The following is a 24,772-nucleotide window of genomic DNA, read 5'->3' as shown; positions in this document are numbered from 1 at the left end:
TACACGGCCGCCAGATCGACGGAAGGGTCCCCCGCCGGTACGGTCATCGCATGGGACTTCCGTGGAAGCTGCACGGTGACGGCAAGACCGTCTCCGGGACGACGATCGTGGCACCGGACGAGCGACTCACCTGGGGCCGGACGGTCGGCCTCGGCGTGCAGCACGTCGTCGCGATGTTCGGCGCGACCTTCCTGGTGCCGCTGCTCACCGGGTTCCCGCCGTCGACCACCCTGCTGTTCAGCGGCATCGGCACGATCCTGTTCCTGCTCATCACGGGCAACCGCCTGCCGAGCTACCTCGGCTCGTCGTTCGCCTTCATCGCCCCGATCGGTGCGGCGACCCAGATCGGCGGCATCCCGCTCGCCCTGTCCGGCATCATCGTCGTCGGCGCCCTGCTCGCGATCGTCGGGCTCGTCGTGCACCTGGCCGGCGCCGGGTGGATCGACCGGCTGATGCCCCCGGTTGTCTCCGGCGCGATCGTCGCACTGATCGGCTTCAACCTGGCCCCCGCGGCACGCGACAACTTCACGGCGGCCCCGGTCATCGCGCTCATCACCCTCGTGGCGATCATCCTGGTCACCGTCCTGTTCAAGGGCCTGATCGGCCGACTGTCGATCGTCATCGGCGTGCTCGTCGGCTACGTCGCCGCACTGATCGGCGGTCAGGTCGACTTCTCGAAGGTCGACGCCGCCCCCTGGCTCGGCCTGCCCGAGTTCACCGCCCCCGCGTTCGACCCGGGCCAGCTGGCGATCTACCTGGCCTTCGTGCCGGTCGTGCTGGCGCTCGTCGCCGAGAACGTCGGTCACGTCAAGGGCGTCGGACAGCTCACCGGCCGTGACCTCACCCCGCTCACCGGTCGCGCGCTCCTGGCCGACGGCGTCTCGACCGTCCTCGCGGGCGTCGGCGGCGGCTCCGCCACCACCACCTACGGCGAGAACATCGGCGTCATGGCCGCCACCCGCGTCTTCTCGACGGCGGCCTACTGGGTCGCCGCCATCGCCGCGATCCTGCTCGGCCTGTCGCCGAAGATCGGCGCCGTCATCTCCTCCGTCCCCGCCGGCGTGCTCGGCGGCGCCACCACCGCCCTGTACGGCCTGATCGGCGTCATCGGCATCCGCATCTGGGTCGAGAACCGCGTCGACTTCGCGAAGCCGAAGAACCAGCTGACCGCGGGCATCGCCCTGATCATCGGCATCGCCGACTTCACGTTCCGGTTCGGCCAGGCCAGCTTCGGCGGCATCATCGTCGGCACGATCGCCGCGATCGTCGTCTACCACGTGATGGACCTGATCGGTCGGGCCCGGGGCACGGACGAGCCCTCGACCGAGGCTCCCGACCCGGCACACGCCGCCACCGGCGGCGTCCCCGCCGAACCGCGTCGGGACTGACGCGGTTCGTCGCCCGGAACGTGCGTCCGGCCCGACGACGTGGGACCACCGGACTGGAGGCCCGTGGTCGACACGGCCACGGGCCTCCAGTCCGTCACGGCGCGGGTGGGACCGGAACGCCCCCCAGACGGTCGCTCCGGTCCCACCCGCCCCCCCGCCCGGTTCAGCGGGGCGCGCCGGGCGACGGTGACGCGGTCTGCACGCCGTTCAGTTCGTCGACGTACCGCTGGTCGAGCGGGACCTCGTCGGCGACCCCCGCAGTCCAGTGCCCGACCACCGTCGTGCCGTCGGACTCGTAGACGGCCCCGCCGTCCGGCTCGCTCCACAGGACCCAGCCCTCGCGGCCGTTGTCCGCCGTCCCCGGGACGAGATCCGGGTGACCGGACGCGTTCGGCACGCCGTAGGTCTGGCCCTTGTCGTTGACTCCCCACTCGGACGTGACCGCGGTGGCGTACTGCAGCGTCGCCGTCCACGTCGTCCCCGCGGACGCCTCGATGCTGAACGTCATAGTCCCATCCTTCGGCAACCGCCCGTCGACGACGCGCATCGTCCCCTCGTCCCGACAACTCAGACCGGATGCGCCGCCTCCTACGGTGGGCACCTGGACCATGCCGACGTCGTTGCGGCACGTGATGTCGACGATCACGGCCCCGGCGTCGTCGGGCGCCGCACCGATGTCGATCCGAGCCGGGCCGGTGTGCGTCGCAGTGGTCGTGTGCCCGACGGCTGCCGTCGTCGTGGTCCCCGGGAGTCCCGCTGCGACCAGGGCGGCAGCGCTGGTCGTCAGCGCGACCGCCGCGACGGAAGCGACGGAGATCGCGATGCGTGCTCGTCGTTGCTGTCGCTGGAGGGCGCTCCGGCCGGTACCGATGGCCGCGAGCTCGGAACGGACGGCCGCAGCGGCTTCGGGGCGCATGTCGTTGGTCATCAGGAGGTGCCTTCCGGTGCGTTGCGGACACTGGGACGGAGGTCATGCAGGTCACGTTGCAGGCGCTGCCGCATCCGGTGCAGCCGCACGCGCGCTGCCGGCGGCTCGAGACCGACCGCCTGCGCTGCCTGCCAGACCGGCACCGCCTCGACCCCGGTGAGCACCAGCAGTGCTGCATCCTGCGGCGACAGGCCGCGGAGGGTCGCCCTGAGCCGCTCGCGGGCCTCCAGGTCCTCGGCATCCGTGGCGGGAGCATGGGACTCGTCTCGCGGAAGCGCATCGAGGAGCTTCCGGTACCGGGCTGCTGCACGTCGGTGGTTCTGGGTCAGGTTGACCGTCGTGACCAGCAGCCACGGCGCGACGGACCCCGCCACGAGGGTGACGCTCTTGCGCTTGCGCCAGAGCTCGTAGAACGCCGCCGCCGTGATGTCCTCGGCGTCGTGCACGTTCGCCGTCAGGGTCAGCGCGCGCCGGTAGATGCGCGGTCGGTGCCGGTCGAACAGCGCGGCGAACGCAGCCCCGTCATCGTGGACCGCCCGTGTCCACAGTGGGCTGTCGTCCTGTTCGTCCTTCACACTCTGGAGTGTCCGGTCATGGCTCCAGCGTTACAGACCGGCCGGGGAGTCCTCATCCGAGCACGAGGAGCACGCGCTCCGTCAGCTCGTTCCGTCCGATCGCTGTCGAAGGCCGCACCAGGCGGCGCAGACCAGCGCCGCGGCAGCCGCGACCGCCCACCCGACCGACGCATTCGACGCCGTGGCGATGAGGATGACGAGCGCCGTTCCGACAGCGGTCCCGAGCTGCGCCCCGGTGTTCACGATCCCGGCTGCACTCCCCGCCAGCGCTCCGGGGACACTGGTACCCAGCCCGGTCGCCGCGACCGATGCTGCCGCGAGGCCGAAACCGACCAGGGCGACACCGGCGGCGATTCCCGGCCACGCGTGCCCGCGCGTCGCGAGGACGACGTTGCCGCCTGCGATCGTCGTGGTCCCCACGGCAGCCAGGCGGTCCGGCCGGAGCCGGGGAGCAAGACGACCCGTGACGACCGACCCGCAGACGACGGCGACGCTGAACGCCATCAGCACCACGCCGGACAGCAACGCCGGTATCCCGAGGCGGTCCTGCAACACCAGTGTCGCCAGGACCGAAGACGAACTGGTGGTCGCCGTGTTGCAGAAGGACTGGACCGTTCCTCGGCGCAGGTTCCTGCTGCGGAACGCGCCCGTCGGCACCAGCGGAGATCGAGCGCTGCGGAGCCGCCAGACCAGCGCCGCGGCGCCAGCGGCACCGAGCACCAAGAGCGCGGTGCCGCGCACGCTGGTGGCGGGCTGTTCCAACAGGGACAACCCCGCGATGACCGGCATCACGGCAGCGACGAGGAGGAGCGCACCGAGGACGTCGAGACGTTCAGCAGTCCGCCGGGCCGGCTCGTCCCGCACCACGACGACGACTGCGACGAACAGGAGCGCCGCGACGGGTGCGTTGACCCAGAACACCGAGGGCCATCCGAGTGCTGCGGTGAGCAGGCCGCCGACGAGGAACCCCGTGGCACCGGCCGCAGCGCCGACAGCGCTCCAAGCGGCGAGCGCACGCGTCCGGGCCGGGCCGTCCGCCGTCGCGTGGATGATCAGACGGAGCGCCGACGGCGCGGACACGGCAGCGGCGGCGCCCTGCACCGCCCGCGCGACGAGCACCTGCGGGAGGGTATGTGCGGTGCCGCCGATGATCGAGACTGCGCCGAAGACAGCGATCCCGATCAGCAGGACCTTCCGATGCCCGAAGCGGTCGCCCAGTCGCGCGCCGAGGATGAGCATCGCCCCGAAGAACATGGCGTACGTCGTGGCCAGCGGACCAGCAGCAGCCTGATCCGCATTGAGTCCTTCGAGGATGGCGGGGATCGCCGTGACCACACTCGTCACGCCGAGGACGTCGACGAACTGGACGAGGCAGAGGACGGTCACGACACCGGGACGCATACTCACAACGTACGTTCACCCGTCCGTCTCGGCGGCCGTTCCGGTGGGTGAGCGCTCTGCGTGGTCGTTCCACAGCGCTCGGCGACGCCGTACGGCCCTGAGCGTCACCTGCCAGCAGACGAGATAGCCGATGCCGACGAACGGCGAGACCGCCCACTGCGGGGCACCGAGCCAGCCGGCAAGACCTGCCAGGGCGACCACTCCGAACATCGACCCGACGAGGATCAGCGACTGGACGTTGCGGAGACGGCGTTCGCGTCTGCTCGGCTTCACCCGCTCACGATAGCGACACGATCAGGGCCCGGGGATGGCGGACTGGAGGCCCGTTGTGGCGCCGCCACGGGCCTCCAGTCCGTCTCGGGGTCGCGCCCACACCGCTCGCCGACCACGACGGGTCGGCATCGCCGACAGAATGGGTCGGTGCACCGACCCACCCGACCCGCTGTGACCGCTGAACGGCGCGCGGTCGACCGCGACATCGTGCGGCTGGCGGTGCCGGCGCTCGGCGCACTCGTGGTCGAGCCGCTGTTCCTGCTCACCGACACCGCGCTCGTCGGTCACCTCGGGGCGACGCCGCTGGCGGCCGTCGGGCTCGCGAGTGCCGTGCTGTCGACGGTGACCGGGCTGCTGGTGTTCCTGGCGTACTCGACGACACCGGCCGTGGCCCGAGCGCTCGGTGGTGGCGACCGTCGCGGAGCCGTGCACGCGGGCATCGACGGGATGTGGCTCGCGCTCGTGCTGGGGGTGGTGTTGGCGCTGGTCGGGTGGCCGCTCGCCGGGCCGCTCGTCGACCTGTTCGGCGCCTCGGCCGAGGTGTCGGCGGCGGCGACCGCGTACCTGACGATCTCGCTGATCGGGCTGCCCGGCATCCTGGTCGTGACCGCCTCGACCGGACTGCTGCGTGGCCTGCAGGACACCAAGACGCCGCTCGTCGTCGCGACTGTCGGGTTCGTCGCGAACGGACTGCTCAACGCCCTCTTGATCTACGGGGCCGGCTGGGGCGTCGAGGGGTCCGCCGCCGGCACCGTCATCGTGCAGTGGGCGATGGCCGTCGTCTACGTCCGCATCGCCGTGCGGGCCGCGCGGTCGTCGGGGGCACCGCTGCGACCCGGCGCCTCGGGCGTCGCGCGGGCACTGCGGTCGGGCGCGTGGCTGTTCCTGCGGACCGCGTCGCTGCGGATCGCGATGCTCGCGACCGTCGGGGCCGCCGCCGGGCTGGGGACCACCGGGCTGGCGACGACACAGGTCGGGTTGACGGTGTTCTCCACACTGGCGTTCGCGCTCGACGCCCTGGCGATCGCCGGGCAGGCACTCGTCGGGCACGGACTCGGCGGACGCGACCCGGAGCGAGTGCGCCTGGTGACGCGCCGGCTCGTGCTGCTCGGGATCGCCGGTGGAGTGGTGCTCGGGGTGCTGACCCTGGCCGTGAGCGGGGTGCTCGGGCCGGTGTTCTCGGACTCGCAGGCGGTGCGGGACGCCCTGCCCGTCGTGCTGGTGCTCATCGCCGTCGGGATGCCCGTCGCCGGGTACGTCTTCGTGCTCGACGGCGTGCTGATCGGGGCCGGCGATGCGCGGTACCTGGCCATCGCCGGCGGCGTGAACCTGGTCGTGTACCTGCCGCTGCTGTGGTGGGCCGGCGGGACGCTCGCGGGGCTGTGGGCGGTGTTCTCCCTCGGGTACATCGGGGTCCGGGCGGTGACGCTCGGGGTGCGGGCGCACCGGCGCGGCTGGGTGGAACAGGCGTTGGCGCGGTGAGCGGGTCTTCTGTGGCGTCGTCTTCCGTGGCGTCGTCGGCCGTGCTCGCCACGGTCGGCATCGGGGTGCAGGGCGTCGCGAAGCTGCTCGTGACCGTCGTCGTCGGTCGGGTGTTCGGCACCGAGACCCTCGGGCAGACCACGGCGCTGCTGTCGCTCTCGGTGTTCGTCGCCCTGCTCTGGCCGAACGCCGCGGGCAACACTGCCTCCCGCTTCCTGGCGATCGCGCTGCGGGGTCGGCGCTCCGATGCCGCGGTGAACCGGCTGCTCGGGATGACGATGCTGGTGTCGAGTGTGGTGCTCGCGGCGGTGACCGTGCCGGTCGCCCTGGCCTGGGGAAACGGCCCCGGGATGGTGCTCGGTGGTGCCGCGGTCGTCGTCGGGTACGGCCTCTACTGCTACGCCCGCGGTGCGCAGCTCGGCTACGACCGGGCACCACGGGTCGCGCTGTGGGACTCGGTGACGAGCGTGCTGGCGCTCGGGTTGCTCGTGGTGGCGTGCGTCGCCCGCCTCGAGCCGTTCGTGCTGCTGCCCCTGGCCATCGGGTACACGGTGTTCGCAATCGCGTGCTGGCCGCGGGGGAACGGCTTCGCTGCTGCTTCGCGCGAGCCCGCTGCCGGGGTGCTCGGGTTCGCGGCGTGGAACGTGCTCGCGGTGGTGACCTCGAACGGGCTGCTGCAGCTGACGATGATCTCGGCGCAGGTGACGGCGTCGGCGTACGACGCCGGTGTCTACGCCGCCGCATTCACCCTGGCGACGCCCGCGTCGATGCTCGGGCAGGCGTTGGGGCAGGTGCTCGTGCCGGCGTTCGCGCACCGGACCGGTGGTGGTTCGTTGCGGTCCCGCGGGTCGCTCCTGCTCGTCGTCGGGTTCGCTGCGGCATCCGCCGTCGTCTTCGGCGTTGTCGCCCTGCTCGCCGGGTGGTTCCTGCCGATCGTCTACCCCGCCGAGGGTGCCGCGGCAGTCGCCGACCTGCGGTACCTGATGGTCGCGGTGTGGGTGTTCACCGTCGGCCTCGTGCCCGCCGCGCTGCTGCTCGCCGCTGGACGCTCACGCCAGGTCGCCCTGGCTTCGGTCGCCGGGTTCGTCGTCGGGGCGGGGCTCATGGCTGTGCTCGGACCGGTCGCCGGTGTCGCGGGTGGCACCACGGGGTTCTTGGTGGGGAGTGCGGTGAACCTGGTTGCGGTGGTGGGGGTCGGGGTGTGGCGGCGGTGAGCGCTGCACGCAGGGGGAGCGTCAGCGCGCTGTGACGTTTAGCGTCCCCTCAATGAGAATCATTGCGGACCAGCTATTCGAGAATTCCTTGGTCAAGAGGTAAGGGACGGCGTGGGAACCAGACCACCTGGGAGGAGGTCGCGGTGGACGACCGGCTAACTGACAGAGCGAGACTGGGGACTGGCAGGACTCGGCCCACGTGGGCTGATCGGCGCCCGCGCGCAAAAGCCGTGACCCGCGCGGCCCGGCGCGCAGTCGCATCCAGCAACGATGGACCAGGCTGGTGTCGGATGCCGACCGTAGGATCTCAGACACACGATGAGGTGAGGAGAAACCATGGCCAAGACGGTGTTCTACAGCTTCCACTACAAGCAGGATGTGCACAGGGTGCAGCTGGTGGAGAAGATCGGCGCTCTCGAAGGGCAGCCGATCCTGAACTCGCAAGAGTGGGAGAGCGTCCAGGCGCAGGGTCAGGCCGCGATCCAGAAGTGGATCGACGATCAGATGAAGTACAAGCGGGCCGTGGTCGTACTGATCGGCCGCTACACCTCCCAGCGACCGTGGGTGCGGTATGAAATTGAGAAGGCCTGGGCCGAGAACCGCCCGTTGCTGGGTATCCGCATTCATGGCGTCTCCTCGATGGGCTCCGTCGACACGGAGGGTGCGAACCCGTTCGATATCGCCGACGTCCCCAGCCACCGGATCCCCGTCTTCGACCCCACCCAGCGGGACTGGGCTGGGAACATTGACTCGAAAGCCACCTACAACTATCTCGCCGACAAGATCGAGTCCTGGTCCGGTCAAGGCGCTACGGCCTGATCTGGATGGATGAGTGTGCATTTTGCCGGATCGTGCGGGGCGAGGACCCGGACGCCATTGTCCTCTATGAGGACGATGAGACGATCGCGCTCGTTCCCCTGGAACCAGCGACGCGAGGCCACACGCTCGTCATCCCGAAGACTCATGTCTCTCGTGTATGGGATCTAGGGCGCGAGGACGCGGCCGCGGTAATGAGCACAGTCGTTACAGTGGCGGAAGCGCTCCGACATTCGCTTCACCCGCAGGGGCTGAATGTGATCCAGTCCAATGGGGCTGCGGCGTCACAGACAGTTGATCACGTGCACGTGCACTTGGTGCCCCGGTGGCGACGAGACAACATGGTTCTGCGCTGGCCACGAAAAGCTGCCGAATCTCGAGATAAGCAGCACGTCACCGCCGCGACCATCCGGGATCAGCTTGAGAGCATGCCCTCCATGGCGCCGCTTCCGGTGAGCTCCCCGGAAGACCGGCGTCAACACCTGGGCTTCATTCAGGGTGTTATCTCGAGGATGGCGTCCGCGTCTGCGTCGGCGAAAACGTGGCTGCTGCCGATCATGATCGCCGCCTACGGATACGCTTTCGTACAGCACAGTTGGCCGATCGCCGCGCTGGGGATTGCAGCGGTAGCGGTGTTTGCTTTGCTGGACGCGAACTACCTCAAACAGGAACGCTCCTTTCGCGCTCTGTACGACCAAGTGGCCCGCGGCGGGTCCGTTCCACCGTTCTCAATGAATCCCACCCTCGCCGCACCCGCCGACCGCACGAAAGTCAACTACTGGCCCGACCCCCAGGACTGGAAGTCCTGGGCAATCGCCCCGTTCTATCTCCCTCTCCTTCTGGTCGGCGGAGTTCTCGTGACCTACATCTTGAGTGGCTGCTGAGCGGTAGCCCGGTGGCCTCCACGGAAGCTGCACCGCGGGGACGGAGAGGTCCCACGGCCTAACGAGGGGCCCTCGTCGACGGCGCGGTGAACGACCGAGGCGGAGAACATCGACACCGCGGACAACCTCAGCGAGGGCTTACTCCGCCGCAAGCCTCCCTCACCGACAGCTCAACTGTCGATATCGTCTGCTTTGAGCTACGCAGCGCTCGGTAGCCGATCGACAAGCGGACGGGTCACTACGGTGAGGATATGACCGAGCGGTACGGTATCTCTGCCCAGACGGCGCGCGTAGTCGAGCGCGGGTGCACGCCTGGTTGGGTGAGCAGTCGCACTGGGCACAAGGACGTTCTCGTGAGACACAAGACGCCGCCATCGACGGGTCGCGGAACTACGGCGTCTACGACGAGAACACCGGTGAGCAGGTTGCTTACGCCTGAGTGGTGACTGACGGCGTGACCTTCGCCTGGCTCTGCGACGTCTTCGTTGCGCCGGAAGTACGTGGGCGAGGAGTGGGCAAGATGCTTGTCGCTGCGGTCATCGACGACCTTGAACCTCTCGGCCTGAAGCGCACACTCCTGTCGACAGGAGACGCGCACGGGCTCTACGCGCAGTACGGCTTCGGACCCCTAGCTGACCCGTCAAAGATGATGGCGCGCGTCCGCTAGTCGATCCCTATCCGTTCACCGGACCCGACGAGCGAGCAAGCTTGAGCGGTGCAGGCGAACATCAGATCGGTGACAGTGCAGGGCCGAGCTCAGGACCGTGACACCGGCCTCGATCATGTACACCGGTTCGAAGTTGAGACCGATACCGGTCACCGTTATGTGGTCACCTGTGAAGGACCACCGGTCGGACCCCCCTCGGACTGGAAGGTGACGAGCGCCGACGATGGCCGCCTGGTCGGCAGTGTTCGGTTGCTCGGCGCAGGTCTGCCTGGCGCGACGAACTACCGGTACAAGAAGGCCGGCGCGTTCTTCGCGGGCGGTAAGCAGTTCGATCTGTGGAACGCGGTGCAGTCCTTATTGCAGTGACGCCTCTCTGCTGGCTCGGCATGCAACCAGCACTCGGCCGCTCGCGGAGGCGTTGAGGGCGCCCGATAGTCGGTCGTCGAGCGGACGCGGGAGAGGGCAGCGACGATGACCGCCCGCGACTAGCGAAGCGTCTCATTGGCGCTCGGCTACCGGACGTCGAAGGCTCGACTGATAGGAGCGGGAGGGCGTCGGCGCTAACCCTATCTCCAGCCGAACTGTGCGCCGATGACGACGATGATGGACCTCGCGCTGAGCGTTAGCTGGCCGGTAGCAGCGTCGACACCCAGGACCGGATGGGCGTTGCTCTGCCCCTCAGGACGGATGACGAAGTCCTTACTGAGAACATAACTCACTAGCCGAAGAAGACGGCAAGGCTGTAGATGGCCTCGTCATCGATGATCTCCCGAAGGTCGAAGTCGAACTCAATCGGCGCTCCCCGGCCAAAGAAGAAGTTCAACCGTTCCTCGAGCACGCGCCCGGACGCGACGCTGTCGAGGAGGTCCTCAAAGTCGGAGAGGGCATCATCGATCACCGACTGGTCTGGGACGTCGTCGGAACGAGGCGGGACGACGACCTCGGCGAGCATGCCGCGGATGACGACGTCTGCAGCTCCAGCGCGACGCGCACTGCCCATTCCTGATCGGTCTCCGTGACCTCCTCACCGTCGTCGATCGTGACGGTGAGCGGCTGCGAGAGCCGTTCGGGCAGCCATGCGAGCGGGTGCCAGAGCATCGTGGGGACGGTGCCGGGCCATCGCAGCGGTTCGGTCTCGTCGTCCGGGACGAGGGAGAGCGGCAGCGGGATGGTGACGACCGGGTCGATGAGCAGATGCTCGGCGTCGATGCCGGCGTCGCGGATGAACACTTACGCCCGCTCGATGGCGTCGCGGGCGAGGGCTGCGACGACGAGGGATTGCCCTTCGTAGGTCAGGTAGGCGCGCCTGAGCACCTGGTCGAGGTCGGAGATGCGCTGCAGTCCTCGTTCGGTCCGCGCGATGTCTTCGGCGCTCGGTGCCTCCGGTGCGTCTAGTTCGCGGTCAATCGGCAGGTCTGTGTCGGTCATGTCCACCCCGTTTCGTGTCGGGGCGGGCCCGGGACGCGGCCCACACGAAGATCCCTGGGACGAGTTCTGCGCAGAACGCGCGCAGCTCGGCGCAGATGGCGCGCTCGACCGCCGTCTGCGCAGCTCCTGAGCGACGGATTCGGACTCCACCGGCGCAGCGGATCGACATGTTTGGTATGCGGCAGTCACCGTGCCGAAAGTTCGGACTGTCGGGACCCGCGCGGACCAGTCCGCACGGTGTAACATGAACGTTACGCACCGACCGCTGCTGTTCGGCAACGATCGGACCTGAACCGAGGAGGCACGATGACCGGAGCATTCTGGGACAACCTCGCAGAGGAGATGCAGGACCCGGAGTTCGCGCGCATGTACGCCGCGGACACGATCCGCATCAGGACGATCGACGCGATCGTCAACGTGCTCCGAGACGCAGCGACGGCAGAAGGTGTGACACGAGAGCAGATCGCGAAGGCGACGGGCAAGCAGGCCGCCGCGGTGCGCCGGCTTCTCAGCGCCGACACCGTCAACCCCACGGTCACGACAGTGGCCGAGGTGGCCGCGGCTCTCGGCTACCGCATCACGCTGCAGAAGATGGCACCAGAAGAGCGGGCGGAGATCACCGACCCCATGCGCGCCGCGGCTGCCGCGTAATCACTACACGACGGATCGAGGATTCCGTCGCTTGTACTCATCGCCGAGCGCACTCACCTTCGCGTATTCGGCGGCCGAGATGGTCGTCTTGAACGCCTTTCGGCGGCCGTCGATGATCGTCAGGTACGGCTTGCCGACGGGATCACCGTTGTCGTCGACGGCTTCGTAGTCGAGCAAGCAGAACAGCCTGAAGTGCTCGCGGTTCGGACCATCGACCCGGACCTCGAACCAGCCCTTCATGTCCCCCTTCATCGCCTCCCAGTAACCGCCACCAGAGAAGCGCATCGGCGGTGCGCCGGCGACTGCGGCTATGACTGCCGTCACCTTCGACCGAACGCTCTTCGGCCACGACTCCAGTTCGGCCATCCCCGGAGCCAGCTCGTTCGGGTCGTCGTCCGCATGACGACGGAAGAACACCACGTCGTGCGAGTCATTCGGCGACGGCTTCACTTTCGGTGGCGGTGGCGGCGCGCTGGTCGCTTTCGACCGTTTCGATCCTCTGTCTGCCATCGCCCCTCCGACCGTCAGCGTTCCCCCGCGCCTCCGGTCAGCGTATCGGTAGCCGCCGACTCGCCGCGGTGGATCAGGCAGACCTACCCGCGTCAATCGGCGGACATAGTCACTGTGTCGCGGGCCAGATGCTCGACGTGATCGGCTCCATCGATGCGTGCGACGCCGATCACCATGCACCGCCAGGCCCGCGTATTGCATGGGTGGCCTGTCGGGGAGGACCCGACCGAGAAAAAGAAGCGCGCTTCCAAGAAGCCAGCCGCTAGGAATGGCTCGTAGCGAACACTTAGCACCAGAGAGCGCGTGGCGGAGCTTTGTAGAGTGACCCGCCTCATCGCGGGCAACAGGCGGCACGACGCGCGCTTCCGATCGTCAGCGGCCCCGACGCTGCTCGGTCACGTCAGCGGACGCCGGCAAGCTCGGCTCGTCGTTCCTGGCACAAGCACGCCCGCGCACGCTTTTCGCGATCCGACCGGACCTGTAGCAGTCGAGCGAGGAGAGGCCGCTCTGCCTGAATCGCCGAGAGAAGATGCGCCTCGGTCTCGAACAGCTCTACGGACTGTTTAAGGAGCCCACGTCGCCGCATCCTGAGTGCCGCGTCCTGGTAGGTCCATCCTCTGAACCAGGTGCGCGGCATGACCGCGGCAGCGGAGGGGACGAGCACCACCACTAAGCCGTCGACCGCGCTTTCTGTGATTGAAATGTCGGCGACGAGTGTCACGGTCGCGACCCACAGGGCGGTCGGCAGGACTGCGCCAGCGATGATCAGGACGCGGCTCGAGACCGGGCGGCCAATCAGAGCGGCGAGCCAGCATAGTCCAAACATGGCTGCGCTCCACATGAGTGCGATGAGCAAGTCAGAGATGATCGCGGCCGGGAGATCGGCTGTGAGCCGAAGCGTCGTCGAGACCACGATGCTGCACACTGAGGTGATGACAGACACCGCCGCTATGAGGAGAAGACCGCGGCGCATCCCGGAAGCTGGGCGGACATCTGAGGGGTTGTGTCGGAGGTCGGCTTCGACCAGCTGCGCCTGACTTCGAGTCAGCCGGAGCTGCTCGTGGCTCGTCCCAAGGACGATGATGCCGATCCAGAGTGCTCCTCCGGTGAGCAGCACGGTGGTGACGGCGGCGGACCACAGGTGCGGTGCGACGCGGTGGTACTCCACGACCGCAATAACGACTATGGCGAGGTGCGCCACGCATATGCCCGCAATGGCCCACGCGGAGAGTGCGAGCCGACGCCGAAGCCGCAGTGCCCCATCATCCTTCGCCGCGTCTTTGGACTGCCCGAGCAGCAGGCCGATGATGCCGAGCAACATGGCGCACAGGAGCGGGAGGAACCATCCGGCATCGTCGATGAGCGCCATCCCGAGATCCCCGATAGCGTTCAGCATCCGCGCGCTCCGGTTGAGGCTGGGGTCGAGCAATGCCGTGGTGGATGTGGTGACCACGAGAACCAGGAGGACAGAGCCAGTGGCGATCCCGGCGCCCTGATTGGCAGCCTTCCTAATGTTCGCGCGGCGCACCTTCTCAAGGACCGACGAGTCCACGCCTGAGGCACGCCGGCGCCGGCCCTGCGCCGCGCTACCGTTCGCATGCCCTGTCTGATCTGTCGCGCGCTGACCCCAATTACCTCGCCCCATGAACACAGCGAGACTTTATCGGCATGAGCTCGCCCGCCCGGAATTGGGCAAGCGCACCGGTTTCGGGAGGACCCGTTGCTCGTGTTGAGCATGCCTCGCCGGTCGCCGGTCGCCGATCGGCGGCCGCCTCCTCCTCCTCCTCCTCCTCGGCACCCGATCCCAGAAGTCCTGTAGCGCCGGTCCCAGAAAACCTGTAGCATCGGTTCCATACTTTCTGGAGGTGTGGTGTGCGGAGTAACGAGCTCGTCCTGCGGACGCTCGTCGACGCTGCCCTCGGAGGCACGCGTCGCTGGGACAACGCCGGCGACCTTGCCTTCGAGGCCGGTGTCCCCGAGTCGTCTGCGTACCTGACACTGAACCGTCTGAGCAGCATCGGTGCCGCTACGAAGTACGCCAGCGGTGGGTTCGCGCTGGTAAGTGTCGACAAGGCGCTCACCCTGCTCTGCGCAGCCCGGAACCTCGAGAAGGACACACTCGCGCGGACGACGGTGGCAGGCGTCCAGCCGTTCCTGGACACCGCGGGCGGTCCGTATGCGCTCGGCGGGCCGGACGCAGCGAACGTGCACCTCTCCGGCTGGCACGTCTCCGACTTCTCCGAGCACTTGGTCTACCTGCCCGAATCCCGATTGGCAGGCGCCGACCTTCCGGAGGGTGAAGAGGTCCGCGTCATCGCGATGGACCGCCGTGCTGCCCGGAAGTGGACCGGCTACAGCAGCGTCGCGCAAACTTACGCCGACCTGTTCGCTACCCCGGGCTGGGCGGCAAGCGAGTTCCGCATAGCGATGCGTGAGAAGCTCCTGCACGAGCGGGAGTGGGACCAGAAGGACGCTCATGCCTGATCAGTCACACGAACGGGGGGCGCAGGTGCGCGCGATCGTCGATTCCCTTGGCTACGACCTAGATCCGTCAATCCTGATCGGCGGCTGGGCCACGCACCTGCGCGTCGGCGGTGACATCAGCCACGACGTCGACCTGATCATCGCCGACCAGGGCCTGCGACCCACGCTGCGAGACAGACTCGACGGCTACCAAGAGAACCACCGGCTCAGCAACAGCACGAAGGCGGCAGGAAGCATCGACGGTGTCCACGTCGACGCGTACTTCCCCTACGAACCCCGCCTCGGCAACCGGCTCCTGCTCGACGTCGCGGAGCTCACGAAACACACTGAGCCAGTCCGCTCCGCCAACTGGCTCATGCTGACCCTCGACGCACACATCGCCACGAAGTTCGCCGCTCTCCTCGACCGCCCCGACACGGAGAAGGGCTACAAAGACGCCCGGGAACTCGTCCGCCTCATCGACAGCGGCGGCACCGGTGACGGCGTGGCCGCGGTCATGATCGCGGCGACCGCCGGCGAGAAGTCCGATATCCCAGACGCAATCCGGGACGCGTTCGATCTGATTCCCGACCGAGCCGGCCTCAACCGGAACGAGAAGAAGCATTACCGGACGCTCGGCCGTGAATGGGTCGAAACCGCAAAGCTCATCCTCGCAGCAGAGACACGGCCCGCGGGGCCGGGCCCACAGTTTAGGTAGGCCCACAACGACCGACGGGCCGGGAGCCTGGGCAGGCTCGTCGGACGGATCAAGCGCTACGACGGCCCCTCTGGTCCGTCGTAGATAGGGGTGGATCACCAGTAATTCGTGCACCTGATTAAATTCACCTTATTGAGACCCTGATCCCGCCTGCACCGTCTTGCTGTAGGCCACGGTCGTTGAGACTCCACCGTTGGTGATGCTGCCGTTGATGCAAACTCCAGTGCGCGCGACGAAAGCGGGAGCCTGTGCGATCACATTGAACTTCGTGCTGGTGTCAGTTCGGCCAGAAACCCAGAAGCCTTTCGGTGCCCCGCCGTCCCACATGACCGAGGATGCAGCGGAAGCTGAAAGCTGGGACATCACGCCCTCACCACCGGGCTGCGGGACGCCCCACGAGGACGGTGCTGCGCAACGCGGTGCGCTCTCGCGGGTCGTGATCGTAAGTTCCGCCGGTCACCACACTGTGTGCGGTGCGGGTCTCCGGGGTCGCCATGACCCCGGCATTGCCGACCACGACGCGCAGGGGCCCGTCCATGACTCAACGAGCGCAGCGACGGAAGCTTTTCCCCCTGCGCGGACTGCCGGAGTGCGACGACGACCGACGCTCCCGCACGAACCAACGCTTCGGTGGTGGCCGCGCCGATTCCCAAGGCTCCCTCGGTCACCAGGACACGCTGGCCGCGTATATCGACGCCGTCGAGCACCTGGGCCGCGGTGGAGGATGCGTCGAGGGCGTGGCGATCCGGGTAATGCGATCAGTTTAGGCAACACCTGTTGTGCTTTCATTCCGACGCGTCGCGGTGGGCTCGAATCTGCCGTAATGAAGCGGGACCGGAACACTCTCGCGTATGAGTGGAACGCGATGCTCAGCCGTTCTTGTTTCATCGACCCGCCGGTGCTCGAGTTCGCTCAGCAACGCAAATCAGCGTGCACAGTCACGCCTTCGCTGTCCGGTAGCCGATCGGTCATCGGTCACGACGGGCATCAGTCGCGAGTGGGGCATGCTCGACTTATGACGTTTTCCTGGTGGATCTGGTCTGCCATTGTGCTCGTCGGGCTCGTTGGAGCGGGGCTGCTCGTACGTGCGACTGTGCTGACGATCCGCGAGTACGGGTTCGGACGAGGTCGGTTGACCAGCCGACCAGGAGCTCCCTGGTTCTGGGCAGGAGCCGCGACTCTGTTTGCCGCGGGCCTTTCTACGATTGGCTGGGCCTACTCGCTCGACGGATGAGCTCCGCGGAGAAGGCGTCCGATGACCGATCGGTGATCGAGCCGGCCGAACTGCCCCTGATGGAACCGCACTGAGGTCCGAATCACATGCCGGCAATCGGACTGGACTGCCCGCGCCCAATTCACTTCTGTCGGACTTCGAGCGGTCTGTTCTGAGTCTGATCCACGCGGCGGCGAACGAGGACTCGTCCTGAGCGTGTCCGTCCTACGGTTGCACAGCGCTGCACGTAACGCCAGCACGTGGCAGGCTGCACCCGTGACCGAAGACTCTGGTAAGGGCAAGGACACAAAAGAGCTGCGCGCCATGGGATCTCTCGCTGCCTACGGCGGCGTCGCGATAGTGGTGTTTGCCGCCCTCGGGGCTCTGACAGACATCTCCGGCGTGGGCGGCATAGGCGTCGGCGCCGGGTGTGTCCTTTTCGGTGGCGGGAGAGCCCTCTGGCTCTGGAGGATGTCGCGCCGCGGTCCGCGCTAGTACTGCTGTTCGCGTCGACGCTGCGCTCGGTCAGACGTGGCCCTCACAACCCATTTCGTTAGCCGATCGGCTACTGAGACGCGATGGCTGATTGCTGTAGAGGGTCGGTGACGGAGAGGGTCGCGGCGAGGTTGAGGTCGCTTGCACTGCCGCTGACGCCCGCGGATACGAGCAAGGTCGCGCCGAAGACCGTGCTCCAGAACGTCCGCGCGTCCCTGTCGACACCGGACGCGCTCGTCCAGCCCTGCTCCCGGATCACGCGCTCCAGGTAGCGCTCTGATTGTCGGAACAGGACGGCGAGCAGGAGCCTGACGCGCTCGCGCTGTGCCGCGTCGCTACCGGTAGTGGCCAGCGCCTGCACGACGGTGACCGTTGACGGCATCGCGAGCGCGGTCCGGGCAAGAACCTCGCGAAACTGCTCAGCGCCTACGGCACGGCGTCCGGCCGCTTGGAGTCGGCTGGTGTCGCGCAGGAACAGTGCGAAAGCGGCGTCCAGCACCAGCCGGTCCTTCGACCCGAAGTGGTGCGTGATCTGGTTCGGGTACACCCCGGCCGCCCTGGCGATCTCGCTGACCGTAAGGTTGCGCGATCCGCTCACACTCAAGAGCCCTGCCGTCGCAGCAAGGATGCGCGCGCGCGTCGCTGCGCCTCGTCGTGTGCCAGGGTCGACCGTGTTTGCCACACACAAATTGTACGTGATACAACTCAACTTGTTCAACGTACAAGAAGGAGTATCGTGGAAATCTCAGTCACGGGTTACGGCGCGGTCTCGCCGTTTGGCCACGGCGTTGAACCCCTCTGGGACGCGCTCCTCGCAGGTCGGTCCGGCGTTCGCCAGCTCGACCGCGAGGGCCCGCTGTGGGAGCACTTGCCGATCCGGGTCGGGGCACCCGCGGCGCTCGACGCCGACGGAGCGCTCGGACGGGTCCGGGCAAACCGGTTGGATCGCAATCAGCAGCTCGCGCTCGTCGCCGCAGCAGAGGCGTGGTCGGATGCCGGATCACCGGACGTCGACGGCGATCGACTCGCGGTGGTCGTCGGCACCGGTATCGGCGGCATCGAAACACTTCTCGACGCCCACGACATCCTCGGTGCCAGTGGTGCCCGGCGGGTGTCGCCGCGCACAGTGCCGATGCTGATGGCCAATGCTGCTGCGGCGCAGATCAGCATCGAGTACGGCGCTCGCGCTGGTGCCTACACGACGGTCTCGGCATGCGCGTCCGGAGCTGAGGCGATCGCTGTCGCTGCGCGGTTGATTGCGACGGGCGAGGCGGATGTCGTGATCGCTGGGGGAACCGAGGCCGCGGTGACTCCGGTGACGATGGCCTCGTTCGCGCAGTCGCAGGCACTCGCCAAGCCCGGCGATGACGACCCGGAGACCCTTTCCCGCCCGTTCGATGTCGATCGTCGCGGGTTCGTTCTCGGTGAGGGGTCCGGTTTCATCGTCCTGGAGCGAGACGAGCACGCTGCGGCGCGTCGTCAGCGTTCCCACGGAACGCTCGCCGGCTGGGGCATCACGTCCGACGCACACCACATCACCGCACCCCTGGAAAGCGGCGGCGAGCAGGAACGCGCGATGACCGCCGCCATACGGATGGCCGGGCTCACCGGCACGGATGTCGATCACGTCAACGCGCACGCGACCGGCACGCCGATCGGAGACATCGGGGAAGCCGCCGCGATCCGCCGAGCCGTCGGGACACACGCGCTCGTCACTGCCCCCAAGAGCTCCATCGGGCACATGTTCGGTGCAGCCGGCGCCGTCGAAGCGATCCTCACCCTCCGCGCGCTCGAGACGGGGACGGTTCCGCCGACGAGGAACCTCAATCAGCTCGACGCCGCGGTCAACCTCGACGTCGTCACGAGCACTGCTCGGCGCGCTCCGATGCGCGCGGCGCTGAACAACTCGTTCGGATTCGGTGGACAGAACGCATCCCTGGTCTTCACAATCGCCTGAGCAGCTGAGACGTCCGGTGGCCGATCGGTTGACGAGACGCTGCCGAGTGGGCAGAGTTCGCTGGACAGTCGGCGAAGCTCCAGATCGTCGACGTGCGACGCGGCGAGGTCGAGAATCGGAGTCATGACACCTCCGCCGGCTGAGCTCGCATGGGTCGGGTTCACCAAAGCCCAGCATGACCTCCTTGAAACGCTGCACACCATCGGTAACAACGGGTGGGATCGCAACGGACAGACCGACGAGATGATGCCGAGGCTGCTCGACCGCGCTGCCGCCGAAGACCTCTCGATTGCCCGCATCAAGGAAGCGATGTTGGCAGTCGGTCATACCCGGAACACGCTGCACCAGCTCGACCGCTGGGAGGCCAAGCGCACCACAGGCAGATTCGGACGATGAAAGCGCACACGGAACCGGTCCACCGTGCGCCGGGTCCTCGGTATGGCGGATTCGGACGACGTGGGGTCAGCGCGAAGGGGGCGGCGGCCCCGTCGTGTCCCCCACCCGCAACTCCGACGTGAACGACGCCGGCTGCGGCTCCGCCCCCTCGAGCATGGCCAGGGCGGCACGAGCGGCGGCCTGGCCCTTCTGCACGAACGGCTGCACCAGGGTGGTCAGGTGCCGGATCGGGGTGCGGTGGAGCAGGCTGTCGTCCACCGTGATCCCGTCGAACCCGACGACGCTGACGTCCTCCGGGACACGGAGCCCGGCGTCGAGCGCGGCCGAGATGACCCCGACGGCGATCAGGTCGCTCTGCGCGACGACGGCGGTGGGGCGGGGTCCGTCCGCCGCGAACAAGGCGGTCCCGGCCAGACGCCCCTCTTCCACCGAGCTGCCGGCGGTCTCGATGGCGATCGCAGCGGGGTATACCTCCCGCACACCACGCAGCCGTTCGAGCGTCGTGAACGCGATGCCCGAGCCGAAGCGGTCGTCATCGATCGGCCCGCGGCGACGCGCGGCATCGAGGGGCAGGGTCACGACGGTCACGTCCCGGTGGCCGAGCCCCTGCAGGTACTCCGCAGCACGGCGTGAGGCATCCCGGTTGTCGAGCTGGACGGGCACGGCGCCCTCGATCTCGTCCGCCTCGATCGCGACGACGGGGATCTGCCGACGACGCAGCACCGCGACGGCGGGGTCGATCCGGACGTTGCACCCGACGAGCACGACGGCGTCCATCGGGGCGTCGACCAGCGGGCCGGCGCCCTGCTCGTCGTCGAGCGGACTCCGCACGAGCAGCAGCGAGGCACCGGCGGCACCCGCGACCTCGGCGATGCCGTCGAGCGTCAGGACGTTGACCGGGTCGCGGAAGGCATCGCTCAGGCGCTCGTCCATCACGACGCCGATGACGCCGGAGCGACCGCGGCGCAGGGAACGCGCACGGGGATCTGGGCCGCCGTACCCGAGGTCGGCGGCGGCGGCGAGGACGCGGGCCTTGGCGTCCTCGGACACCGGGCCCAGGCCGCTGAACGCGAGGGAGGCCGTGGAGGGCGCGACCCCGGCGGCGCGAGCGACCGCGGCGAGCGTCGGGCGCGGTCGACGAGCAGCGCCGTCGCCGGGGAGCGACGCGCCGCGCCCTGTTGCCGGTTCGTCCATCGCCCGTTAGCGTAGCCGGAACGAGCGGTCGAATCGATTCGACCAACGCAACACCGGCACCAGAACGCGCACCACCGCCCGCGCCGCAGCACGATGGGAACCACCATGACGACGCCGTCCACCCGCACCGTCCCGACCACCAGGGCCTGGATCATCGCGGTGTTCGTCGTGTTCACCCTGTCCGGGCTCGACATCGCGACCTGGCTCGGCCGGATTCCGAGCGTGCGGGACTCCCTCGGGGCGAGCACGTTCGAGATGGGCATCCTGGTGCTCGGCATGGCGGTCGGCTCGATCGGGGGCCTGACGTTCGCCGGGCACATCGTCGCGAAGCTCGGTGCTCGTCGGGGCGTGCAGGTGGCTGCGGCGTGCCTGGCGCTCGGCATGATCTTCGCCGGGGTCGCGGTGACGCTCGGGTGGGGCTTCGCCGCCATCTGGATCGCGCTCATCGCGTTCGGCTTCGGCAACGGTCTGTGCGACGTGTCGATGAACGTCTCCGGCGCCGCGGCAGAGAAAGCCGGCGGGCGCACGATCATGCCGCTGTTCCACGCCGCGTTCAGCCTCGGCACGCTCGCCGGCGCGGGCCTCGGCGCCCTGGCCGAGCGGTTCGAGATCCCGGTGTCGTGGCACTTCATCGTGCTCGTCGTCATCACGAGCGCGGTCATGCTCGTCGCGGTCACGAAGTTCCAGGACGAGCACCGCTTCGAGCAGCCGGTGTCGACGGACACCAGCCCGGTCGCGACGCCGCTCACCCGCTGGCAGGTCTGGGCACAGCCCTCCACGCTGCTCATCGGCGTGATCGTGCTCGGCATGGCGTTGGCCGAGGGGTCCGCGAACGACTGGCTGCCCCTCGCGATGATCGACGGACACGGGCTCGACAACGCCGGCGGCGCTGCCGTGCTGACGGTGTTCCTCGCCGCGATGACGGCAGGGCGCGTCGCGGGCAGCCCCCTGATCGACAAGTTCGGCCGCGTGCCGATCCTGCGCATCAGCGCCATCGTCGCGGTGGTCGGCCTCGGCATGCTCATCTTCATCGACAACGTGCCGCTCGCGATCGTCGGCGTCGTGCTCTGGGGCCTCGGTGCCAGCCTCGGCTTCCCGATGGGCATGTCCGCCGCGGCCGACGACCCCCGCACCGCGGCCGCCAAGGTCAGCGCCGTCGCGACGATCGGCTACGTGGCGTTCCTGGCCGGTCCGCCGCTGATCGGGTTCCTCGGCGAGGAGATCGGCCTGCTCGGGGCGTTGCTCATCGTCTTCGTGTTCATCATCGCAGCCGGGCTGGCCTCGGGTGCGGCGCGCGAGACCGGCGCCGCAGCCCGGCCCGCCCGCGGGGCCGCCAAGACGAGCGGGACAACGAAGCGTGAGACCGAGAAGGCCAGCCAGACCGACAAGACGAGCGAGACCAGCCGCAGCTGACGCACCCCGCGCTCAGTCCCCCTCCCCCGCCCGCGCCCGCGTCGCCAGGTGCAGCGCGAGCCGGGTCTCCGGGTCGGACAGGTCCACGCCGAGCACCCGCTCCACCCGCGCGATCCGGTCGGCCACGGTGTTCCGGTGCACCCCGAGCACGGCGGCTGTCTCGGCGATCGACGACTCGGCGTCCAGGTAGGCGGCGAGCGTCGCCAGCAGCGCCCCGCCGCCGCGTTCGAGCGGGGCGAGCAACTGCCGCGAGGCCGGCAGGAACGTGTCCGTCTGCGTCCACGCGAGCAGCAGCTGGGCGAGCCCGAGCCGGTCGACGTGCACGAAGTGCCCCGACTCCGGGCGGCTGGCGGCCAGGCGGGCGGCGTCGCCCGCCTCACCGAGCGTCCGGACCAGTCCGGCAGGGCCCGCCTGCAGACTGCCGACACCCACGTTGGTCTCCACGGTGGAGCGGAGTGCGTTCTGCGCGCGCCGCAGCCGACCCGCGGTGTCGGCCACCGCCTCCCGGCCGGGTTCGTCGGGTTCCGACACCCACAGCACCCAGCCGTCCGCCTGCTCGACGACGACCGCGTCGAGTCCCTCGGCGCGCACGGCGGCATCGACCTGCTGGCGGAGCGCGACCAGGTCGACGCCCTGCCGCGCGACCACGCGCGCGCCGACGTGCCAGGCGTCGAGCCGCCACCCGGCGGCGATGGTGCGCTGCACGAGCTGCGGGGCCGGGGCCCCGTCGGCGGCGCGGAGCTCGTCGAGCATCGCCATCCGGTACCGGGCGTCGCGCTCGTCGTCGAGGCGGGTGAGCAGCAGCCGGTGCCCGACGGCGACGGCGGCCACCCGGAGCGCACTCGCGACGACCTGCTGCTCAGCCGCGATCGGGGCCGGCAGTCCGACGGCCAACCAGGCGCGCGGCCCGATGCCGGTGCCGACCGGGATCGCGACGAGGGTCTCGCTCGCGCCCTCGGCGGTCAGCACGTCGCTCGTGCCGGCGCGACGGACGAGCACGGCGCGGGCCGCATCGTCGACGGCGCCGCCGCGGAGTGCCAGGCCCGAGGCGTCGAGGAACCGGACGGGGTGCCCGAGCTCCCGGTCGATCCGGGCGAACAGGTCGTCGAGCTCGGGGCCGGCGTCGAGCGCCACCCGTGACGCGGCGAGCGCCGCCCGGGCCGCCGGGGCCATCCCGGTGCCGATGAGTTCGTGCAGGCGGACCGAGGTCGCCCAGGGGTCCGGGGTGGCGAGCACCGTCACGCCCAGCCGCTCGGCGAGCGAGACGGTGCCCGGGCCGAGTTCGAGCCCGTCGTCGACGACCAGGGTGCTGACGCCGGCGGCCGAGGCTCGGCGGAGCAGCACGTCGAACCGGGCGTCGGCCCGTGTGACCGGCGACAGGAGCACGACGACGTCGTCGCCGTCGCGCAGCGAGCGGCCGACCTCGTCGGGGGCCCCCACGACCCCGCGTACGCCGCGCACCGTCGCGCTGCCGACCCCCGAGCCGGGCTCCGTGCCCGCGCCGGGTCCGGCACTGAGGCCGGCACGGGGGCCGACCAGCAGGCGGGTGCCGGTCGGCAGCAGCGGCAGCAGGTCGCCGAGCGCGGTCACGGGACCGGCTCCGCTGACGGCTCCGGCACCACGTCGGCGTCGATGCCGAACGCCCGGGGCGCCACCCGCTCGGTGCGGGCGGGGTCCGCCCACCACCACGGCGCCGACGGCAGCACGAGCACCGCGAGTTCGTTGCCGACCCGGATGCGGTCCGTCGCCACCGGCGCGAGCGACCGGGCGTCGACGACGGTGATCACGCTCGGCGTGCTGGCGACCGGCAGACCGTCCACCAGGCAGTGCACGTACTCGCTGCCCGCCTCCACCCGGGCGATCGCCCCGGTCCCTGCGTCGCGGATCGCGATGCTGCTGCGCACGAACGCCAGGGCGTCCCCCTCGCGGTGCACGTCGACGACCCGACCCTGGGCGACGACCCGGCCACCGGTGCGGGCGGCGAGGTCGGCGGCGTCCCGCGCCTGGGCCGCCGCGCGTCCGACGTGCAGGGCGCGCTGCACGCTGCCGACGACGGCCCGCTCGCGCAGCAGCGCGACGGGGACCGGTCCGATCGCGAAGGCCGCCCAGCCGCCGCTGTGCGACACCGCCTCGCGCCACACGGTCTCCAGGTCGAGCGGCTGCTGCGCGTCGACCACGATCCGCAGGCCGCTCGTGGTGGCCGCGGCGGCCGTGACGGTGGTGACGGGTCCGATGAACACCGACAGCTGGTCGATGCGCGGGACGGCGCGGCCGACCAGGTCGGCGTCGACGAGCGGGAGTCCGGCCGCGTGGGCGGTGAGCGCTGCGGCCGGTCCGGTGACCCCGCCGATCTGCGCGGCGACGACGGCGTCCGCACGGCGGCCGGTCCACCGTTCCACCGCGGCGAGCGCCGCGGGCAGCTCGTCACCGCTCGGCATCTTCTCCTCGAGCACGGTCGTCGACCCCACCAGGCCGACGGCGGTCACGGACTCCAACCCCGGGTCGTCGAGGTCGACGACGGGCACGCTGCGGTCGCCCAGGGCGAGCCGGAGCGCGCTGACCATGTGGTCGACCCGTCCGCCGCCTCCGCAGCCGAGCAGCGCGGTGCCGCGTCCGAACACGGCCGCGTCGTCGGCCTGGAGGCCCGTCACACCGCCGCCACGTCGGTCGCCCTGGTCCATGGGTCCATTCTGGTGCCGCGACCGG

General features: G+C 69.2%; 27 protein-coding genes. 14 read left to right on the top strand and 13 right to left on the bottom strand.

Translation table 11 applies throughout. From position 1 onward, the window contains the following. The first annotated feature begins 50 nt into the window (after positions 1-50). Positions 51-1,388, top strand: coding sequence for a uracil-xanthine permease family protein (locus tag I8920_RS00495; protein WP_198657268.1), 1,338 nt, complete (start codon positions 51-53; stop codon positions 1,386-1,388). 163 nt (positions 1,389-1,551) lie between these two features. Here I8920_RS00495 and I8920_RS00490 read toward each other — a convergent pair whose 3' ends face one another. From I8920_RS00490 to I8920_RS00475, 4 genes are all read right to left on the bottom strand, one after another. Beyond that, the gene (locus tag I8920_RS00490) at positions 1,552-2,316 is read right to left on the bottom strand and encodes a hypothetical protein (RefSeq protein WP_198657267.1); all 765 of its coding nucleotides are present in this window, start codon (positions 2,314-2,316) and stop codon (positions 1,552-1,554) included. Next, positions 2,316-2,891: an RNA polymerase sigma factor gene (locus tag I8920_RS00485; RefSeq protein WP_198657266.1), complete on the bottom strand. Its 576-nt coding sequence runs from the start codon at positions 2,889-2,891 to the stop codon at positions 2,316-2,318. Before I8920_RS00485 ends, I8920_RS00490 begins: the two co-directional genes overlap by 1 nt. Before the next feature lie 81 nt (positions 2,892-2,972). After that, complete coding sequence (locus I8920_RS00480) at positions 2,973-4,292, bottom strand: MFS transporter (protein ID WP_198657265.1); 1,320 nt, start codon at positions 4,290-4,292, stop codon at positions 2,973-2,975. 15 nt (positions 4,293-4,307) lie between these two features. Beyond that, positions 4,308-4,565 (bottom strand): hypothetical protein, encoded by a 258-nt coding sequence (locus tag I8920_RS00475; RefSeq protein WP_198657264.1) that lies wholly within the window; start codon positions 4,563-4,565, stop codon positions 4,308-4,310. Positions 4,566-4,736: 171 nt separating this feature from the next. Here I8920_RS00475 and I8920_RS00470 point away from each other — a divergent pair, with 171 nt between their 5' ends. The 6 genes from I8920_RS00470 (at position 4,737) to I8920_RS00445 (ending at position 9,994) form a co-directional block, all read left to right on the top strand. Then, positions 4,737-6,047 (top strand): MATE family efflux transporter, encoded by a 1,311-nt coding sequence (locus I8920_RS00470; protein ID WP_198658556.1) that lies wholly within the window; start codon positions 4,737-4,739, stop codon positions 6,045-6,047. A gap of 11 nt (positions 6,048-6,058) precedes the next feature. Next, positions 6,059-7,261: a lipopolysaccharide biosynthesis protein gene (locus I8920_RS00465; RefSeq protein WP_198657263.1), complete on the top strand. Its 1,203-nt coding sequence runs from the start codon at positions 6,059-6,061 to the stop codon at positions 7,259-7,261. 336 nt (positions 7,262-7,597) lie between these two features. Continuing rightward, positions 7,598-8,080 carry a TIR domain-containing protein gene (locus I8920_RS00460; protein WP_198657262.1) on the top strand — a complete coding sequence of 161 codons (483 nt, stop codon included), beginning with the start codon at positions 7,598-7,600 and terminating at the stop codon, positions 8,078-8,080. A 5-nt stretch (positions 8,081-8,085) separates the two neighbouring features. After that, entirely contained in the window at positions 8,086-8,961 is an 876-nt protein-coding gene (locus I8920_RS00455) for an HIT family protein (RefSeq protein ID WP_198657261.1), read from the top strand. Positions 8,962-9,400: 439 nt separating this feature from the next. Then, positions 9,401-9,628 carry a GNAT family N-acetyltransferase gene (locus I8920_RS16315; RefSeq protein WP_332873166.1) on the top strand — a complete coding sequence of 76 codons (228 nt, stop codon included), beginning with the start codon at positions 9,401-9,403 and terminating at the stop codon, positions 9,626-9,628. A gap of 48 nt (positions 9,629-9,676) precedes the next feature. Beyond that, positions 9,677-9,994: a hypothetical protein gene (locus I8920_RS00445; RefSeq protein ID WP_198657260.1), complete on the top strand. Its 318-nt coding sequence runs from the start codon at positions 9,677-9,679 to the stop codon at positions 9,992-9,994. Positions 9,995-10,346: 352 nt separating this feature from the next. Here I8920_RS00445 and I8920_RS00440 read toward each other — a convergent pair whose 3' ends face one another. From I8920_RS00440 to I8920_RS00430, 3 genes are read right to left on the bottom strand one after another with little or no spacing between them, the layout of a single operon-like run. Further along, positions 10,347-10,526 carry a hypothetical protein gene (locus tag I8920_RS00440; protein ID WP_198657259.1) on the bottom strand — a complete coding sequence of 60 codons (180 nt, stop codon included), beginning with the start codon at positions 10,524-10,526 and terminating at the stop codon, positions 10,347-10,349. Next, complete coding sequence (locus tag I8920_RS00435) at positions 10,523-10,858, bottom strand: hypothetical protein (RefSeq protein WP_198657258.1); 336 nt, start codon at positions 10,856-10,858, stop codon at positions 10,523-10,525. Before I8920_RS00435 ends, I8920_RS00440 begins: the two co-directional genes overlap by 4 nt. Then, entirely contained in the window at positions 10,859-11,056 is a 198-nt protein-coding gene (locus I8920_RS00430) for a hypothetical protein (RefSeq protein WP_198657257.1), read from the bottom strand. Positions 11,057-11,362: 306 nt separating this feature from the next. On the opposite strand from I8920_RS00430, the gene I8920_RS00425 reads away from it, so the two are divergent. Further along, entirely contained in the window at positions 11,363-11,707 is a 345-nt protein-coding gene (locus I8920_RS00425) for a helix-turn-helix domain-containing transcriptional regulator (protein WP_198657256.1), read from the top strand. A gap of 3 nt (positions 11,708-11,710) precedes the next feature. Here the strand turns inward: I8920_RS00425 and I8920_RS00420 are convergent, their stop codons facing one another. Beyond that, on the bottom strand, positions 11,711-12,217 hold the full coding sequence (locus tag I8920_RS00420) for a hypothetical protein (protein ID WP_198657255.1): 507 nt from the start codon (positions 12,215-12,217) through the stop codon (positions 11,711-11,713). A gap of 400 nt (positions 12,218-12,617) precedes the next feature. Next, positions 12,618-13,769 (bottom strand): hypothetical protein, encoded by a 1,152-nt coding sequence (locus I8920_RS00415; RefSeq protein WP_198657254.1) that lies wholly within the window; start codon positions 13,767-13,769, stop codon positions 12,618-12,620. 320 nt (positions 13,770-14,089) lie between these two features. On the opposite strand from I8920_RS00415, the gene I8920_RS00410 reads away from it, so the two are divergent. The 3 genes from I8920_RS00410 (at position 14,090) to I8920_RS00400 (ending at position 17,106) form a co-directional block, all read left to right on the top strand. Then, positions 14,090-14,701: a hypothetical protein gene (locus I8920_RS00410; protein ID WP_198657253.1), complete on the top strand. Its 612-nt coding sequence runs from the start codon at positions 14,090-14,092 to the stop codon at positions 14,699-14,701. Positions 14,702-14,726: 25 nt separating this feature from the next. Next, on the top strand, positions 14,727-15,398 hold the full coding sequence (locus I8920_RS00405; protein WP_232832770.1) for a hypothetical protein: 672 nt from the start codon (positions 14,727-14,729) through the stop codon (positions 15,396-15,398). A 1,489-nt stretch (positions 15,399-16,887) separates the two neighbouring features. Then, on the top strand, positions 16,888-17,106 hold the full coding sequence (locus I8920_RS00400; RefSeq protein ID WP_198657251.1) for a hypothetical protein: 219 nt from the start codon (positions 16,888-16,890) through the stop codon (positions 17,104-17,106). A gap of 70 nt (positions 17,107-17,176) precedes the next feature. On the opposite strand, the gene I8920_RS00395 is transcribed toward I8920_RS00400, so the two are convergent. After that, positions 17,177-17,788 carry a TetR/AcrR family transcriptional regulator gene (locus I8920_RS00395; RefSeq protein WP_198657250.1) on the bottom strand — a complete coding sequence of 204 codons (612 nt, stop codon included), beginning with the start codon at positions 17,786-17,788 and terminating at the stop codon, positions 17,177-17,179. 54 nt (positions 17,789-17,842) lie between these two features. On the opposite strand from I8920_RS00395, the gene I8920_RS00390 reads away from it, so the two are divergent. Together I8920_RS00390 and I8920_RS00385 are read left to right on the top strand one after the other, a co-directional pair. Further along, positions 17,843-19,063: a beta-ketoacyl-[acyl-carrier-protein] synthase family protein gene (locus I8920_RS00390; protein ID WP_198657249.1), complete on the top strand. Its 1,221-nt coding sequence runs from the start codon at positions 17,843-17,845 to the stop codon at positions 19,061-19,063. A gap of 123 nt (positions 19,064-19,186) precedes the next feature. Further along, positions 19,187-19,459: a hypothetical protein gene (locus tag I8920_RS00385; RefSeq protein WP_198657248.1), complete on the top strand. Its 273-nt coding sequence runs from the start codon at positions 19,187-19,189 to the stop codon at positions 19,457-19,459. A gap of 66 nt (positions 19,460-19,525) precedes the next feature. On the opposite strand, the gene I8920_RS00380 is transcribed toward I8920_RS00385, so the two are convergent. Then, positions 19,526-20,653, bottom strand: coding sequence for a substrate-binding domain-containing protein (locus I8920_RS00380; protein WP_198657247.1), 1,128 nt, complete (start codon positions 20,651-20,653; stop codon positions 19,526-19,528). Between the two features lie 105 nt (positions 20,654-20,758). On the opposite strand from I8920_RS00380, the gene I8920_RS00375 reads away from it, so the two are divergent. Further along, positions 20,759-22,066 carry an MFS transporter gene (locus tag I8920_RS00375; protein ID WP_198657246.1) on the top strand — a complete coding sequence of 436 codons (1,308 nt, stop codon included), beginning with the start codon at positions 20,759-20,761 and terminating at the stop codon, positions 22,064-22,066. A gap of 12 nt (positions 22,067-22,078) precedes the next feature. On the opposite strand, the gene I8920_RS00370 is transcribed toward I8920_RS00375, so the two are convergent. Both I8920_RS00370 and I8920_RS00365 read right to left on the bottom strand, forming a co-directional pair. Then, complete coding sequence (locus I8920_RS00370) at positions 22,079-23,656, bottom strand: helix-turn-helix domain-containing protein (RefSeq protein WP_198657245.1); 1,578 nt, start codon at positions 23,654-23,656, stop codon at positions 22,079-22,081. Further along, positions 23,653-24,747: a DUF917 domain-containing protein gene (locus I8920_RS00365; protein ID WP_198657244.1), complete on the bottom strand. Its 1,095-nt coding sequence runs from the start codon at positions 24,745-24,747 to the stop codon at positions 23,653-23,655. Before I8920_RS00365 ends, I8920_RS00370 begins: the two co-directional genes overlap by 4 nt. Positions 24,748-24,772 lie beyond the last annotated feature (25 nt).

This window comes from Curtobacterium sp. YC1 (genome assembly GCF_016267665.1).
Taxonomy (GTDB): Bacteria; Actinomycetota; Actinomycetes; order Actinomycetales; family Microbacteriaceae; genus Curtobacterium.
The sequence above is the reverse complement of the archived record's forward strand: the minus strand, read 5'-3'. Positions and strand labels throughout refer to the sequence as shown.